Origin of the sequence: Nocardia sp. NPDC060259, assembly GCF_042728775.1 — a bacterium.
Taxonomy (GTDB): domain Bacteria; phylum Actinomycetota; class Actinomycetes; order Mycobacteriales; family Mycobacteriaceae; genus Nocardia.
Genome location: NZ_JBHXAY010000063.1, coordinates 1 through 15,847, shown reverse-complemented (window position 1 = coordinate 15,847; position 15,847 = coordinate 1). Strand labels below are relative to the sequence as shown.

The following is a 15,847-nucleotide window of genomic DNA, read 5'->3' as shown; positions in this document are numbered from 1 at the left end:
CAGAGTGCTGAGCCCGCTCCCCCGAAGGTGTGCGAAATCCCCACCAAGGTGCCACCTTGACTAAATTTTCAGTCAGGGTCTACCGTGGTCGATAGCCCAGAAGGAGCAGACAGATGCGACGACGCACATTCGTCCAGACCACGATGGCCGCCCTCAGCAGTGTCCTGTGGGCCGGCTGTGACGACACCAGCACACCGGTCGACGACGACGGAAGGACCTGGCTCATGCCCGAGGAGGGGCAGCCGCACCAGCGCACCTGGATGGCCTTCGCGGCCGACGAACGGATCTGGGGCGCGGACCTGGTGCCCGAGGTGCAGCGCAATCTGGCCACCATCGCCACCACGATCGCCCGCTTCGAACCGGTCACCATGCTGGTCCGCGCCAGGGAGATGGCGCAGGCCCAGCGCCTGATCGGCACCGCGAACGTGGAACTGATCCCCACCGACCTCGACGACCTGTGGATGCGTGACACCGGCCCGGTGTTCGTGCGCAGCGGAAACACCAAGGCCGGTGTCGATTTCAACTTCAACGGCTGGGGCGACAAGCAGGAGCATCGCGCCGACGCGAGGGTCGCGGAGTTCGTCACCGCCCGCGCCGGCGTCGAAACCCGGCACACCGACCTGGTGCTCGAAGGCGGCGCTCTCGAGGTCGACGGCGAGGGCACCGCGATCATCACCGAGAGCTGTGTGCTCAACAACAATCGCAATCCCGGGTGGAAGAAGCGCGACGTCGAGGAGGAACTCGACTACCTGCTCGGCATCAAGAAGGTGATCTGGCTACCCGGCATCGCGGGCCAGGACATCACCGACGGCCACACCGACTTCTACGCCCGCTTCACCGGCCCCGGCGTGGTCGTCGCCGGACTCGACAACGACCCGGACTCCTTCGACTACGACGTCACCCGGCGTCACCTCGATATCCTGCGCGCGGCCACCGACGTCCACGGCCGCCCCCTCCAGGTGGAGGTGCTGACCGGCCCGTCGACCGTGCGCGAGCGGTTCGAGAACGACGACTTCGCCGCGGGCTACATCAACTTCTACGTCTGCAACGGCGCCGTCATCGCCCCCGAGTTCGGCGACCCCACCGCCGACAGCGCCACCGCGGCCACCCTCACGCGGCTGTTCCCCGGCCGCGAAGTGGTGCAGATCAACATCGACGGCATCGCCGCAGGTGGCGGCGGCATCCACTGCACCACCCAGCAGGAACCCGTCGACTGAGCCACCCCGGCGCATTCGCCGCCGGGCACCCGGCCCCTACTGTGAGGAACCGTGTCGGAACGCCGTACCCAGATCCTGGAAGCCGCCGTCCGCGTCATCGCCCAGGACGGCGTACGCGGCCTGCGTGTCGAAAAACTCGCCACCGCGGCCGAAGTGTCGACGGCCCTCATCTACTACCACTTCAAGGACCGCGCGGGCATCCTGCACGCCGCCCTCGAACACATCAACCACCGTGCCCAGTCCTACACCGACACCCCGACCACCGACCCACGCACCCAGCTCGAACACATGCTCCTGCGCGAACTCCAGGACACCCCCGAAGTCCGCGAAACCAGCATCGCCTGGGGTGAGTTGCGCGCCAGCGCCGCCTTCAACCCCGACCTCCGCGAACCCCTGCGCACCACCACCGAAGCCTGGAACACCGACGTGGAATCCTTGATTCGCGAAGCCCAAGACCTCGGCACCGTCGCCGCGACAGTCGACGCCACGGCCACCGCCGAACGCCTCACCGCCCTGGTCGAAGGCCTCAGTGAACGCTGGCACAGCGGCTCCCTCGACCTGGCCCGAGCCCGCCAACTTCTCACCGGCGCAATCGAACTCGAATTGAGTTAGGCCGATCCACCTCCGGCGCACCGGATCACAGCGCCTGGGCGCCGGGTTCCAGCAGCCGCTTCGGATGCATGCCGTCGACTTGGCCGATGAAGGGCGGGTGGATGCTGTAGCCGAGCATGCGCCGAAGGTCTTCGGACACCCGGCGCGCAGTGTCCCGGGTGGTCGAGAGCGTGAACGCCTCCTGCGGGCGCAGCCACGGCTCGCAGTATTGCGCGGTCACGGCCAAGCGCGGCCGATCGCTTCGGTTGGCGCCACCGCCGTGCCACAAGGTGCCGAGGAAGAACACACACGAACCCGCCGACATCACCACGGGCGCGCGATCGGATTCCGCGGGCAGCCGATCGCCCCACCGATGACTGCCCGCGATGATGTCGGTGGCGCCGTTGTCGGCGGTGAAGTCGTCGATCGCCCAGATCGTGGCCGCGCCGAGCGCGGCCCGCGGTCGCGGAATCGGATAGAAGCCGTCGTCGGTGTGCAGCATCTGCGCCTGCTCACCGGGCAGGATGTTGATCACCTGCAGCATCGACAGCAGATAGTTCGGCAGGAACAGCCGATCGAGCAGCGCCAGCACTCGCGGATGGTCGGCGATGCGATCACAGCCGGCCGTCTTGTTCAGCACGCTGTACACCCGCTGGGTGGTGTGACCCTCGAAGTGATTGCGCCCGTGCCGATCCAGCAGCGGCCCCACGGATTCGCGGATCTCGTCCAGCTGCTCCGGCGTGAGCAGGTCCGGCAGGACGACGTACCCGTCGCGCAGCACCGCGGCCAGGTCCGCCTCGGCGAGAGCCGGATCGATCGTCGTCCCACTGCTCACGGTCCGCCGGTACGTACCGGCCAGATCGCCACCCAAATCGGTCAACGAGGACACTTCGCTGCTCACGGCGACTCCTAGAACATAACTGAGTTCTGTTATGCTCTGAATATGGCACGTGCCCCGATCGGACGTCAACAACTTCTCACCGCCGCACGCGAGGAACTGGTCCGCGGCAACGGCGTACTGGAACTGAGCGCGCTCACCCGCAGGGCCAAGCTGAGCACGGGTGCGCTCTATCACCACTTCGGCTCGAAGAGCGGACTCCTCGCCGCGATCTACGACGGCTTCTACGACGGCCTCCGCCACGCCATCGCCGACGCCCACCTCCCCGCCGACGCCGACTGGGCCACCCGCGAACGCGAACGCACCCAGCTCTTCGTCGCCTACCACTTCGCCGACCCGCTGGCCCCCATCCTGCTGACCCGCGCCGCCCTCGACCCCGACCTCGCCGAACTCGAAGCCGTCCACATCGAAACCATGAGCGCCATGGCCGCCGACAACATCCGCCACGGCCAATCCCTCGGCCAGCTCCCCACCGCCCTCGACCCCGCCAGCGCAGGCGCCTACGTCATCGGCGGCCTACGCCACGGCATCGCCCAGCAACTCCGATCGACGCCCCCCGCCGACCAGCAGCAAGCAGCCGACCGCCTATGGCGCCTGACCGCCTCAGCCCTCGGAATCGCCTGACAGGTACTCGAATGCTTCTTCGCCAGGTCGCCAGGTCATCCATCGATGATCTACGAACCCGAACAACGACGCGATCTCCGGCCCCTGGATCTCGCCAGGTTCCGGACGAAAAACCAAAGCCAGCGACTCGAACTCGATCCCGAGGCCACCCGCCGATTGTTCGAACGTATCGATCACCCGCTGGCAGATCAGCTGCCTGAGCGCATCGGAGTACCCGTCCATCTCCACGCCATGACCTGGCGGCAGCTAGATCGGTGCGGCGGCCATTGTGCGCGGATGGCCCTACTTCGCCCAGAGCCTCAGGACACCTTCGATCCGCCGCTGAGGCTGGACGATCCGGTATGAAGCAGTTCCAGAAGGACATGGAAGGGGTTGAAGTCGGGCGGCAGGGCAACTGGTTCGGCTGCGGCGGGGGTGGCCGGGGCCGGGGCAGAGGGCTGCGCGTTCGCGGTGGCCATCGGGGCCAGCATGAGCGCGCCGGCCAGAGTGACCGCGGCGAGTGATCGCTTCATCGAAATTCCTTCTGCTCTATTTTTGCGAACTGCTCAACTACTCCGAAAGCAGCCAAGATCACGCTATGCGCCGCAACGCCCCAGTCCACAGACCCAGGTTCCGTCGCCCCTGACACCAGGGGCGCTCACCCTGTCAGCTCTCGCGGCTCGATCGTCAAGACGATGCCCATCGCCTGCTCGTCGCGAGCCCTGACATCAGCAGTCGAACCGCCGAGGCCCTCCGTGCAGCGCGTATCGACTACATCGACAACGCCGGAAACGCTCATCTGGACTTCGGCCCGGTCCTGATAGACATCCGTTGGTAGACCCAGTCCCACACCGCAGAAAGGGCGGCGCCCCGCGGACGCCAATTGCTGTCATAGCCCGATCTCGTGAACCGGCCGGTTCGCATGATTGCAGACACGGCCGGAACGTCGGTGGGGATCACGCAGTCGCGCTGGAGATCGTGAAGGAGTCCGACTACGTGATCGGAAGATCACTCCATCGCCGCGATGAGCGATCGCAAGCCTCACGGCATTTCTCCACGACTGCGTGGCAGGTTGTCAGCGCAACGAATTACACGTTGAAGCGGAACTCCACGACGTCGCCGTCCGCCATGACGTAATCCTTGCCCTCCATGCGGACCTTGCCCGCGGCCTTGGCTGCCGCCATGGAACCCGCGTCGACCAGGTCGTTGTAGGCGACGAGTTCGGCCTTGATGAAGCCGCGTTCGAAGTCGGTGTGGATGACGCCCGCGGCCTTGGGGGCGGTGTCGCCCTGGTGGATGGTCCAGGCTCGGGCTTCCTTGGGGCCTGCGGTGAGGTAGGTCTGCAGGCCGAGGGTGTGGAAGCCGGCGCGGGCCAGGGCGTGCAGGCCGGGTTCGGTCTGGCCGATGGACTCGAGGAGTTCGAGGGCGGATTCGTCGTCGAGTTCCAGGAGTTCGGCTTCGACCTTGGCGTCGAGGAAGACGGCGTCGGCGGGGGCTACGGAGGCCTTCAGCTCGGCGACCTTGGCCTCGTCGGTGAGGACGGATTCGTCGGCGTTGAAGACGTAGAGGAACGGCTTGATGGTGAGCAGCGAGAGTTCGCGCAGCAGGTCGGCGTCGATCTTCTTGCCCGCGGCGAACAGGGTGGTGCCCGCGTCGAGGAATTCCTGGGCGGTCTTGGCGGCGTCGAGCAGGGGCTTGCGGTCCTTCTTGACCTTGGCTTCCTTCTCGAGGCGCGGGATGGCCTTCTCGAGGGTCTGCAGGTCGGCGAGGATCAGCTCGGTCTCGATGACCTCGATGTCGGCGGCGGCGTCGACGCGGCCGTCGACGTGCACCACGTCGTCGTCGGCGAACACGCGCACCACCTGGCAGATGGCGTCGGCCTCACGGATGTTGGCCAGGAACTTGTTGCCGAGGCCAGCGCCCTCGGAGGCGCCCTTCACGATGCCCGCGATGTCGACGAACGACACGACGGCGGGCACGATCTTCTCGGAACCGAAGATCTCGGCCAGCTTGTCCAGGCGCGGATCGGGCAGCGGGACCACGCCGACGTTGGGCTCGATGGTCGCGAACGGGTAGTTCGCGGCCAGCACGTCGTTCTTGGTCAGCGCGTTGAACAGCGTCGACTTTCCGACGTTGGGCAGGCCGACGATTCCGAGGGTGAGGCTCACGAGGAGCAGAGTCTACGCGGTGCGGCCTGTCGCCGAACCACCGGAACCCGCCCCGCACAGGCGGGGCGGGCCGACGGTGATCACGGAACCAGGACGACCTTGCCCAGGTTGGCGCGCTGCTCGATGATCGCGTGCGCGGCCGCGGCGTCGTCGAGGGCGAACTCGGCGTGCACGACGGGGTGCAGCAGGCCGGAGGCGTAGAACTGCCACACCTCCTGGCGCAGGTCCTCGTAGCGGGCGGGGTCGCGCTGGGCGAGGCGGCCGATGCGGAAACCGGACAGCGTCTTGCCGCCCGCCAGCAGGTCCTCGGTGTCGATGAGTCCACCGCCGGTGCCGTAGGTGACGACCCGTCCACCCTCGGCGAGCGCACCGAGCGCGGCGCCCAGACCGGTGCCGCCGACGCCGTCCAGGGCGAAGTCGGCCTGCTTGGCGGCCTGCAACTGGTCGTAGGTGACGACCTCGTCGGCGCCGAGTCCGCGCACGAAATCGGCCTTGGCCTCGTCGGACACCGCGGCGACGACCCAGCCCGCACCGCGGACGCGGGCCAGCTGCACGGCCAGGTGGCCGACACCACCGGCGGCGGCGGTGATCAGGGCGGTCTCGCCCTCGCGCGGCGCGGCGGTGTCGAGCGCGCCGAGCGCGACCAGACCGCTGCGCATCAACGCGACCGCGTCGACCGCGGAGGCGCCGTCGGGAATCGCGGACGCCTGATCGGCGGGCAGCACGACGTATTCGGCGTAGGCGTCGGCGCACAGGCCGACGACACGGTAGCCGGGGGCGTACCCGTCGACCCCGTCACCGACCGCGACGACCTCACCGGCCACCTCGGCCCGCAACTGCTGCGGACCGCTCATCCGCCGGATCGCCGACAGGGTGACCCCGATGGCCTCGACCTTGACCAGCAGTTCACCGGGACCAGCCACCGGCACCTCGGCCGCGACGACCTCCAGCACCTCCGGACCACCGCTGCGCTCGTACCGAACTCGCCGCATGACACCTCCTGAGATTGGGCGAAGGCGCAACGGTAACCGGCCGCGTGCGCGTAACCACAGCTCACGGACCTGTGAGTGCTAAATCTCACCGCCATGCACGGGGCACGGAGAGCACCTTCACAAAAGGATTACCCCGCGACGGCGCAGCGGACGCGTGCGTCACGCCACACCGCTGCGGTTGCGCCGGGCGCATCCGCCACCGTGTCATCTGCGCGGCCTACGGCACCCACTACTAGGGCGTAGGCACCATCTGAGCGTTCAGTGAATACTCGGAGCACTGCGGCGGAATTCGAACAGGCCCTGACGGAGCCCGTGCCTGCGCGATCCTCGCAGCAGCCATGGCCGCAGCCCCGACTCCCGGCGTAGCGTTGCCGTATGGAGGCGACCACGGAGGTGGTGACCGCGGCCCCCGCGCCGATTCTCGCGGCGTTCATCGACCGCTATATCGGCTACCGGCTCGTGGGATTCGAACCCGGCCTGCACCGGGGCCTGCCCTCGCGGCACATGACCTTCATCGTCGCCATCGGCCCCACCATCGACGTCGTCGAGCAGACCGACCCGCACCAGGCCCCCGGCAACTACCGCTGCGTGCTGAGCGGCTTGCAGGCGAGCCCGGCGATGATCGCGCACACCGGTTTCCAGGAGGGCGTCGCGATCGAGCTGACGCCGCTGGGCAGCCGGGTCCTGTTCGGGATGCCCGCGAGCGAACTGTGGGACGTGTCGATCGAATGTGCCGACGCCAGTGGGCCATTAGGTGACCAGCTCGCCGATGCCGTGCAGTCGCAACCGGATTGGCCAGGCCGCTTCGCCGCCTGCGATCGCGCGCTGACCGCGGCCGCGCGCTCCGAAGCCCTCGCGGGCCCCGAACTCACCTGGGCGTGGCGCACGCTGGTCGGCACCGGCGGCACCTGCGAGATCACCCCGCTGGCCGAGCGGATCGGCTGGAGCCGCCAGCACCTGACCCGCAAGTTCACCGCCGAGTTCGGCGCGAGCCCGAAACTGGCCGCCCGGATCATCCGCTTCGAACGGGCGCGACGGATGCTCGCGAACACACCGTCCTATGTCTCCATCGCCCAGGTCGCCGCCGCCTGCGGCTACTACGACCAGGCCCACCTGAACCGCGACTTCGCCGAGCTCGCCGGCTGCGCCCCGACGACCTGGCTGGCCGAGGAGATTCCATCCGTCCAAGACCCGAACGCCCCCGCAGCGGAAGGCTGAAGACATGGACACTTCCACCAACACCCAGACCACCGTGTGGCCCTGCCTCGCCTTCGACGACGCTCGCGCCATGATCGAATTCCTCACCACCGCCTTCGGTTTCGAAGTAAGGGCGGTCTACGCCAGAGACGACGACGCGTCGGTCGTCGAACACGGCGAACTGCGCTGGCCCGCGGGCGGGGGCATCATGTTCGGCTCCACCGGCCGCGACGACAGCCCCTTCGGCTCCCGCCCGGCCGGCGTCGCCTCGCTCTACCTGGTCACCGACGAACCCGATGCCCTGCACGATCGCGCGGTCGCGGCGGGCGCCAGCATCATCCGCGGCCTGCGCGACGAGGACTACGGCTCCCGCGGTTTCAGCGCCGCCGACCCCGAAGGCAACCTCTGGAGCTTCGGCACCTACCGCGGCGAATGACCAGCTGAACAAAATTTCATCTTGGGCGCGACGGTGGGTGATCCTGTCCGGCGCGCTGGGCCGATCGGCTACGTTGTCGATGTTTCACCCAAGGCTCTGCGCGTTATACCAGGAGAGTTGACTGATGGCGACCATCGAATATCTGCGGACCGACCCGGACTTACCTCCGGTCGGTGTCGTCGATCGCACGCCGATCACGCCCGCCAAGAAGGCCGTGTTCGCGGGGATCGCCGTGCTCGGCGCCATCGCGTGGACGATCATCGCGTTCGTCCGAGGTGAGTCGGTCAACGCGGTGTGGATCGTCGTCGCGGCGGTCTGTACCTACATCATCGCGTACCGGTTCTACGCGCGGTTCATCGAATGGAAGATCACCAAGCCGCGCGACGACGTCGCCACGCCCGCCGAGATCTACGACAACGGCAAAGATTTCATGCCGATGGACCGGCGGGTGCTCTACGGTCACCACTTCGCCGCCATCGCGGGCGCCGGGCCGCTGGTCGGCCCGGTGCTCGCCGCGCAGATGGGTTATCTGCCCGGCACGATCTGGATCGTGGTCGGCGTCGTGTTCGCCGGCGCGGTGCAGGACTACCTGGTGCTGTGGGCATCCACGCGCAGGCGCGGCCGCAGCCTCGGGCAGATGGCCCGCGACGAGCTCGGCGCGGTCGGCGGTGTCGCCGCGATCGTGGCGATCCTGGCCATCATGACGATCCTGCTCGCGGTGCTCGCGCTGGTCGTCGTCAATGCCCTCGGCGAGAGCCCGTGGGGCGTGTTCTCCATCGCGATGACCATCCCGATCGCCCTGTTCATGGGCGTCTACCTGCGGTTCCTGCGCCCTGGCAAGGTCGGCGAGGTCTCCGCGATCGGCATCGTGCTGCTGCTCGCGGCAATCGTCGGTGGTGGCTGGGTGTCGGAAACCGAGTGGGGCGCCGACTGGTTCACCCTCTCGCGCACCACCATCGCCTGGTGCCTGATCGCCTACGGCTTCTTCGCCTCGGTGCTGCCGGTGTGGCTGCTGCTCGCCCCGCGCGACTACCTGTCGACGTTCATGAAGGTCGGCACCATCGTGCTGCTGGCGGCGGGCATCCTGATCACGATGCCGGTGCTGAAGGCGCCCGCGGTCTCCGAATTCGCGTACAGCGGAACGGGTCCGGCCTTCGCGGGCAGTCTGTTCCCGTTCCTGTTCATCACCATCGCCTGTGGCGCGCTGTCGGGGTTCCACGCCCTGGTGTCCTCGGGGACGACGCCCAAGCTGCTGGCCAAGGAATCCAATGCCAGGATGATCGGCTACGGCGGCATGCTGATGGAGTCGTTCGTCGCGGTGATGGCGATCATCACGGCCTCGATCATCGATCAGCACCTGTACTTCGGCATGAACGCGCCGGTCGGCCTCACCGGCGGCACCCCGGAAAAGGCTGCGGCTTACACGAATACGCTCGGCCTGTCCGGCCCGCCGGCCACGCCGGAGCTGTTCGCCGACGCGGCCTCCGACGTGGGTGAGAACTCGATTATCTCGCGCACCGGTGGCGCGCCGACCCTGGCGGTCGGTATCTCCGAGGTCTTCCACAAGTTCCTCGGCGGCGAGTCCATGAAGGCGTTCTGGTACCACTTCGCGATCATGTTCGAGGCGCTGTTCATCCTCACCACGATCGACGCGGGCACCCGGGTCGCGCGGTTCCTGGTCTCGGACGCGCTGGGCAACTTCGGCGGCGGGTTCAAGAAGTTCCGTGATCCGTCATGGCGGGTCGGCGCGTGGCTGTGCTCGCTGCTGGTCGTCGCTGGCTGGGGCGGCGTGCTGCTGATGGGCGTCAACGACCCGTTCGGCGGCATCAACGCGCTCTTCCCGCTGTTCGGCATCGCCAACCAGCTGCTCGCCGCGATCGCGCTGACGATCGTGCTGACGATCATCGTCAAGCGCGGCCAATGGAAGTGGGCGTGGATTCCCGGTGTTCCGCTGGCGTGGGATCTGCTCGTCACGATGACCGCGTCGTGGCAGAAGATCTTCTCCGAGGATCCCAAGCTCGGATACTGGAAGCAGCACAGCCTGTGCCAGGCGGCCAAGGACGCGGGGAAGGGCTGTTTGACGGCGAAGACACCCGAACAGGTCGACATCGCGATCCGCAACACCTTCATCCAGGGCACGCTCTCGATCGTGTTCGCGGTGCTGGTGCTGATCGTCGCCGCGGTCGGCGCGATCGTCTGTGCGCGGGCGATCCGCTCGGGCACGGTGTCGAGCACCGAATCCGAGGAGCAGCCGTCGAAGATCTTCGCGCCCAGCGGTTTCCTCGCGACCGCCGCGGAGAAGGACGTGCAGAAGGAGTGGGACGTGCTGATCGCCGAGGGCAAGGTGACCGCGCCCGGATCGGCGCACGTGTCGTGAGTGCGTCACGGGATGTGGACGGCCGGTTCATCGGATCGGCCGTCCGCGCCCCTGCGTCCCGCCCCGATGCCCGCGCGCTGCTGGCCCGGCTGTGGGGCGGCGTGCGCGGGGTCGCCCGGTGGTACAGCGCGATCAACGGTGGTCAGGACTATCAGCGCTACGTCGATCACCTGCGGCGCACGCACCCCGGATGTCCGGTGCCGAGCGAGCGCCAGTACTGGCGGGACCGCTACGCCGAAGCCGAGCGGAATCCGACCACCCGCTGCTGCTGAGAGTCGGCGCCGGGCGGTTCGCGTGCCCACGCTCACCGCGCCGCGCCGGGAGCCGCAATGCAAACCGGGCGACCTCATCAGCGACGGAAATCCGTAGCGGAGCCCCGGGGGATAAGTGGCCGATTCCCGCTAGCACCCCGCTGTGGATGCGGGCATTGTGGAACCCGTGACGATCACGGCGATGGACTTCGAGCGCTGCTACCGAGCGGTGTCGACCCGGGACTCCCGCTTCGACGGGCAGTTCTTCACGGCGGTGCGCACGACCGGTATCTACTGCAGGCCCTCGTGCCCGGCGATCACGCCCAAGCGCGCCAACGTCTCGTTCTTACCGACCGCGGCGGCGGCGCAGCAGGCCGGCTATCGCGCCTGCCGCCGGTGTCTGCCCGACGCCGCGCCCGGGTCACCGCTGTGGAATGTGCGGGCCGATCTGGCCGCGCGGGCCATGCGGTTGATCGGGGACGGCGTGATCGAGCGGGGTGGTGTTCCGGCACTGGCCGCGACGTTGGGTTACTCGCAGCGTCAGCTCACCCGGGTGCTCACCACCGAGCTCGGCGCGGGGCCGCTCGCGCTGGCCAGGGCGCATCGCGCGCACACCGCGCGGCTGCTCATCCAGACCACCGAGATGCCGATGTCCGATATCGCCTTCGCGGCCGGGTTCGCGAGTATCCGCCAGTTCAACGACACCGTGCGCGAGGTCTTCGCGGTGAGCCCGACGACCATGCGGACCGAATCGCGCCGTTCCCCGCGCTCGGATGTCGTCGCCCCGGCCACGCCCGGTCTGCTGACCTTGCGGCTGCCTTATCGGGAACCGCTCGATACCGGCTGGCTGGCCTGGTTCCTCTCGGCGCACACCGTGCCCGGCATGGAGGTGTGGGAAGACGGCGTCTACACGCGCAGTCTGCGCACACCGCACGGGCACGCGACGATCCGGCTGTCGTTCCAGCCGGGACATGTGCGGGCCGAGCTGGCGCTGCGCGACATGCGTGACCTCGCGCCGACCGTCGCGCGAGTGCGGCATCTGCTCGATCTCGATGCCGATCCCCTCGGGATCGATGACGCGCTGCGGATCGCGCAGCGGACTATCGGTGACGGCAGCAGCGCCGACCACGGCGTCGACGGCGAATCATCGGTCACCGCTGTCGATTCGGGCATGCCGGGGGGCGGTAACGGAATCGCCCGGCCGGGCGACGGCCACCGTCGCGCCCCCGCCGGGTTGACACCGCCCCCGGCTACGGGGGATGACGACCGCGCCCGCGCGGGGCACGGATTCACGCCGGGGATCCGCGTGCCAGGCTGCCTGGACGGCCCGGAATTGTTGCTGCGCACCATGATCGGCCAGCAGATCTCGGTACAGGCGGCGGCGACGCATACCGCGCGCCTGGTCGATGCGCTCGGCGAGCGCATCGAGGGACCGGTCCCGCGACTGTTCCCGACGCCTGCCGTGGTGGCCGAACGCGGTGCCGAAGTGTTGACGGGACCGGCGCGTCGCGTCGCGGCTATCGTGTCCGCGGCGCGCGCCATCGCGGACGGCGATCTGGTCTTGCACTCTGGCCGCACCGCCGCCGAGCTTCGCCACGACCTGCTCGCACTCGACGGCGTCGGGCCGTGGACGGCCGATTACGTCACCATGCGATCGCTGGCCGACCCCGACGTCCTGCTCGGCACCGATCTTGTTGTCCGCCAAGGTGCGGCGCTGGCGGGTGTGGATCTCGGGCACACCACCCGATGGGCGCCGTGGCGCTCCTATCTGTCCATGCACCTGTGGAAAACGGCACTCGTGCAGCGTGGCGCCGTGCCGACGCCCACCTACTCGTGAATTCTTCGACCGGAAGCGAAACATCATGACTGCCACCATCACTCGCCGCGCCGACGTCGCCACGGTGCCGACGCCGATCGGGCCGTTCACGGCCATCGTCGATACCGACGGCGCGGTGCTCGCCTCGGGCTGGACCGGCGATCCGACCGAGCTGACTCGCGTCGTCCACTCCTCGTTGCGCCCCACCGAACTGCGCCTGCGGGATTCCCTCGGTGCGGTCACCCAGGCGGTGATCGACTATCACGCAGGCGATCTGACGGCGATCGACCCGATCCCGGTGCGTCAGCACTCGGGTGAATTCCTCACCCACGCTTGGGAAATCCTGCGCAAGGTGCCCGCGGGTGAGCCGGTCACGTATACCGAGTTCGCCGGGCTGTCCGGTCGGCCCGCCGCGACCCGGGCTGCCGCGAACGCGTGTGCGCGTAATGCGGCGGCGCTGTTCGTGCCGTGCCATCGGGTGTTGCGGATCGGTGGTCAGCTGGGCGGGTTCCGGTGGGGGCTCGAAGCGAAGCGGTGGCTGCTCGCGCACGAGAGCTGAAAGTCCGCGGCCGACGTCGGCATAGATCAGGCCAGTATCCCGCGAGTGGCTCTTTTATGAGGTCCAGTGGGACCGGATGCTGATACCCATGCTCACTCGTCGCCTGATCGCGCTCTACACCGGTCTGTGGTTGTACGGGACGTCGATGGCGGTGATGATCCGGGCCGGGCTCGGGCTCGATCCGTGGGACGTCTTCCATCAGGGTGTCGCCGCGCACGTGCCACTGAGTTTCGGCGCGGTGACCGCGGTGACCGGCCTCGCCGTGCTGCTCGCGTGGATTCCGTTGCGGCAGAAGCCGGGGCTCGGCACGGTCAGCAATGTGGTCGTGATCGCGATCGCGGTCGACGCGGGCCTGTGGCTGATCCCGGCGGCCGAGGCCCTGTGGGTCCGGGTGCTGGCGATGGTCGTCGCGGTGATCGTGAATGCCGCCGCGACCGTGCTCTACATCGGTGCGGGCATGGGTCCAGGACCCCGCGATGGACTGATGACTGGACTGGTCGCCCGCACCGGCTGGCCGGTCTGGTCCGTCCGCACCGGCATCGAGGCCACGGTGCTGATCACCGGCTGGCTGCTCGGCGGCAGTGTGGGAATCGGCACCCTGGTCTACGCCTTCGGCATCGGGCCGCTGATCCAGGTGATGATTCCGTACGTCGATGGATGGTTGCCCGGTTTCGCCCCGAAGCCGCAACCAGAGCCGATCGCCGCGTAACCTCGGCCGCTATCTGCCGATGAGCTGATCGGTCAGTGCGCCGGTGACCCATTCCTGCCACTCCTCGGCCGACCATCCCCGCTCTCCGACCAGTAGCCGGTAGGTCTCCGGCGCGGTGAGCGCGAGTGCGATATCGGCACCGCGATCCACCGAAACACCTTCTCGCAGCCTGATTTTCGCCGCCAGCTCCGTCACGAGCCGCTGCTGTACGGTCAGCCGCTGGGCGAGATTGGTCTGCCAGATCTCGGCCAGTTCCGGATCGGTGGCGGCGGCGGAGCGCACCACCTCGAGCATGGCCGCGACCCTGGCGTGGATCCGCGCCGCCGCGGCCACCTGCAGCCGGATCTGCTCGGCGGGCGGCGCGGCGACCGCCTCGGCGAACCACGGGCGGTCCATCGTCGCGATCGGTTCGGCGTCGCCCGCGATCTCCGTGTCGAGCAACTCGAGCAGGATCGCGCGCTTGGTGGCGAAGGTGAAGTACAGGGTCTGCACCGCCATCCCCGCCCGCTCGGCGATGGCTTTCATCGTGGTGGCCGCGTACCCACGGTCGATGAACAACTCCTTGGCCGCGGCGAGCATCCGGGCGCGATTGGCGATGGTCTTGGCCGCGCGGACTCCGGCGGTGCGTTCCGTCATGTCCTCGATCGTACTTGACTAGAGCTTCACTCCAGTGACATTCTCGCTAGAGTATTGCTCTAGCGAGAGGTTCGGCCATGTCAGGTTCCCTTCTGTCGCCGCGCGAGCGGTTGATCCTGCTGCTCATCACCACCGTCGAACTCGTCGTCTTCCTCGACACGACGGTGCTCAATGTGGCGCTACCGACCATCGGCGCCGAGCTCGGCCTGACCGAGTCCGGGCTGGGCTGGGTGACCAACGCCTATCTGCTCGCCTTCGGCGGCTGCCTGCTGCTCGGCGGCCGCACCACCGACCTGCTCGGCGCGCGGCGCATGTTCACGCTCGGGCTCTGCTTGTTCACGCTGGCCTCGGGGCTGGCCGGGCTGGCGCCGTCGGCCGCGGTGCTCATCGCCGCCCGCGCCGCGCAGGGGGTCGGCGCCGCGCTGCTCATCCCGGCCCAGCTCGCGCTGCTCACCGCCGTTTTCACCACACCGGCCGCCCGCAACCGGGCGTTCGGCATGTGGAGTGCCATGGGCGCGGCGGGCGCGGCCCTCGGTACCGCGCTCGGCGGACCACTCACCGATGTCTTCGGCTGGCCGTCGATCTTCCTGATCAATGTGCCCGTCGGGGTGCTCGCGCTCGCCGGAATCCGGTTGCTGCCCAACGACACTCAGCGTGCGGCAGCCGCCCTACGGCAGCTCGATCTGCCCGGCGCGGTCACCGGCACCGTGTCGTTGCTGCTGATCGGCTACGGGATCGGCGCACTGGGCGCTCCCGATCAGGGTGTACGTCCGATCGCCTTGCTCGGCGCGGGCGTCGCGCTGCTGGTGGTTTTCGTGCTGATCCAGCTGCGGAGCCCGCATCCGTTGATGCCGGTGTCGATGTTCGGTGTGCGGCAGGTGAGCGGGTCCGCGGTCGTCAACTTCCTGGTCGGGGCAGCGCATGTGCCGGTGTTCGCGCTGCTCGCGCTCTACCTGCAGCACACGCAGCACTACAGCCCCACCCTGTCCGGGCTCGCGGTGCTGCCGGTCGCGGTGGTCAACATCATCGTGTCGCGCACGGTCCTGCCCGCGATGCTCGACCGATTCGGCGCGCGATGGGTGCTCGCGGCGGGGCTCGGGCTGCAGGCGCTGGCCATGCTGTTGTTCACCCGCATGCCCGAGCACGCGGGCTATGTCGTCGATGTGCTGCCGGGGGCGATTCTGCTCGGCATCGGACTGCCCGCGGCGTTCGTCGGGGTCACCCAGCCCGCCGTCACCGCGGTCGGGCCGACGGTGGCGGGCACCGCGGCCGGGATCGTGAACACGGCGGGCCGGATCGGGTCCGGGATCGGTGTCACGGCGCTGTTGCTGCTGGCCCAGAAGGTGACCGAATCGTCGGCGGCCGCACCCGACATCGCCTATCGAACGGGGCTGGCC

General features: G+C 68.4%; 17 protein-coding genes. 11 read left to right on the top strand and 6 right to left on the bottom strand.

Annotated elements, in window-relative coordinates:
• Positions 1 to 113: 113 nt before the first annotated feature.
• Complete coding sequence (locus tag ACFWF2_RS21865) at positions 114 to 1,217, top strand: agmatine/peptidylarginine deiminase (RefSeq protein WP_379309276.1); 1,104 nt, start codon at positions 114 to 116, stop codon at positions 1,215 to 1,217.
• Positions 1,218 to 1,268: 51 nt separating this feature from the next.
• Entirely contained in the window at positions 1,269 to 1,829 is a 561-nt protein-coding gene (locus tag ACFWF2_RS21860; protein ID WP_379309275.1) for a TetR/AcrR family transcriptional regulator, read from the top strand.
• Between the two features lie 25 nt (positions 1,830 to 1,854).
• Here the strand turns inward: ACFWF2_RS21860 and ACFWF2_RS21855 are convergent, their stop codons facing one another.
• Entirely contained in the window at positions 1,855 to 2,709 is an 855-nt protein-coding gene (locus ACFWF2_RS21855) for a phytanoyl-CoA dioxygenase family protein (protein WP_379309274.1), read from the bottom strand.
• A gap of 42 nt (positions 2,710 to 2,751) precedes the next feature.
• On the opposite strand from ACFWF2_RS21855, the gene ACFWF2_RS21850 reads away from it, so the two are divergent.
• On the top strand, positions 2,752 to 3,330 hold the full coding sequence (locus ACFWF2_RS21850; protein ID WP_379309273.1) for a TetR/AcrR family transcriptional regulator: 579 nt from the start codon (positions 2,752 to 2,754) through the stop codon (positions 3,328 to 3,330).
• Here the strand turns inward: ACFWF2_RS21850 and ACFWF2_RS21845 are convergent.
• The 4 genes from ACFWF2_RS21845 to ACFWF2_RS21830 all read right to left on the bottom strand — a co-directional run bounded on the left by ACFWF2_RS21845 (position 3,310) and on the right by ACFWF2_RS21830 (position 6,469).
• Complete coding sequence (locus tag ACFWF2_RS21845; RefSeq protein WP_379309272.1) at positions 3,310 to 3,558, bottom strand: hypothetical protein; 249 nt, start codon at positions 3,556 to 3,558, stop codon at positions 3,310 to 3,312. The genes ACFWF2_RS21850 and ACFWF2_RS21845 overlap by 21 nt on opposite strands.
• A gap of 71 nt (positions 3,559 to 3,629) precedes the next feature.
• Positions 3,630 to 3,842 (bottom strand): hypothetical protein, encoded by a 213-nt coding sequence (locus ACFWF2_RS21840; RefSeq protein ID WP_379309271.1) that lies wholly within the window; start codon positions 3,840 to 3,842, stop codon positions 3,630 to 3,632.
• A 555-nt stretch (positions 3,843 to 4,397) separates the two neighbouring features.
• Complete coding sequence (gene ychF, locus ACFWF2_RS21835) at positions 4,398 to 5,477, bottom strand: redox-regulated ATPase YchF (RefSeq protein ID WP_379309270.1); 1,080 nt, start codon at positions 5,475 to 5,477, stop codon at positions 4,398 to 4,400.
• A gap of 80 nt (positions 5,478 to 5,557) precedes the next feature.
• Entirely contained in the window at positions 5,558 to 6,469 is a 912-nt protein-coding gene (locus ACFWF2_RS21830; RefSeq protein WP_379309269.1) for a zinc-binding alcohol dehydrogenase family protein, read from the bottom strand.
• A 375-nt stretch (positions 6,470 to 6,844) separates the two neighbouring features.
• On the opposite strand from ACFWF2_RS21830, the gene ACFWF2_RS21825 reads away from it, so the two are divergent.
• The 7 genes from ACFWF2_RS21825 to ACFWF2_RS21795 all read left to right on the top strand — a co-directional run bounded on the left by ACFWF2_RS21825 (position 6,845) and on the right by ACFWF2_RS21795 (position 13,814).
• Positions 6,845 to 7,687 carry a helix-turn-helix domain-containing protein gene (locus tag ACFWF2_RS21825; protein ID WP_379309268.1) on the top strand — a complete coding sequence of 281 codons (843 nt, stop codon included), beginning with the start codon at positions 6,845 to 6,847 and terminating at the stop codon, positions 7,685 to 7,687.
• Between the two features lie 4 nt (positions 7,688 to 7,691).
• Complete coding sequence (locus ACFWF2_RS21820; RefSeq protein WP_379309267.1) at positions 7,692 to 8,102, top strand: VOC family protein; 411 nt, start codon at positions 7,692 to 7,694, stop codon at positions 8,100 to 8,102.
• A gap of 124 nt (positions 8,103 to 8,226) precedes the next feature.
• Positions 8,227 to 10,479, top strand: a complete 2,253-nt coding sequence (locus ACFWF2_RS21815; protein ID WP_379309266.1) for a carbon starvation CstA family protein — start codon at positions 8,227 to 8,229, stop codon at positions 10,477 to 10,479.
• A 101-nt stretch (positions 10,480 to 10,580) separates the two neighbouring features.
• Positions 10,581 to 10,751, top strand: coding sequence for a YbdD/YjiX family protein (locus ACFWF2_RS21810; protein WP_355276576.1), 171 nt, complete (start codon positions 10,581 to 10,583; stop codon positions 10,749 to 10,751).
• 181 nt (positions 10,752 to 10,932) lie between these two features.
• Positions 10,933 to 12,567, top strand: coding sequence for a DNA-3-methyladenine glycosylase 2 family protein (locus ACFWF2_RS21805; RefSeq protein WP_379309303.1), 1,635 nt, complete (start codon positions 10,933 to 10,935; stop codon positions 12,565 to 12,567).
• A 25-nt stretch (positions 12,568 to 12,592) separates the two neighbouring features.
• On the top strand, positions 12,593 to 13,105 hold the full coding sequence (locus ACFWF2_RS21800; RefSeq protein WP_379309265.1) for a methylated-DNA--[protein]-cysteine S-methyltransferase: 513 nt from the start codon (positions 12,593 to 12,595) through the stop codon (positions 13,103 to 13,105).
• Between the two features lie 88 nt (positions 13,106 to 13,193).
• Complete coding sequence (locus tag ACFWF2_RS21795; RefSeq protein ID WP_379309264.1) at positions 13,194 to 13,814, top strand: YitT family protein; 621 nt, start codon at positions 13,194 to 13,196, stop codon at positions 13,812 to 13,814.
• A gap of 9 nt (positions 13,815 to 13,823) precedes the next feature.
• Here the strand turns inward: ACFWF2_RS21795 and ACFWF2_RS21790 are convergent, their stop codons facing one another.
• The gene (locus tag ACFWF2_RS21790) at positions 13,824 to 14,450 is read right to left on the bottom strand and encodes a helix-turn-helix domain-containing protein (RefSeq protein ID WP_379309263.1); all 627 of its coding nucleotides are present in this window, start codon (positions 14,448 to 14,450) and stop codon (positions 13,824 to 13,826) included.
• A gap of 77 nt (positions 14,451 to 14,527) precedes the next feature.
• On the opposite strand from ACFWF2_RS21790, the gene ACFWF2_RS21785 reads away from it, so the two are divergent.
• Positions 14,528 to 15,847, top strand: a 1,320-nt coding sequence (locus ACFWF2_RS21785) for an MFS transporter (RefSeq protein ID WP_379309261.1), incomplete at its 3' end; no start/stop codon positions are given.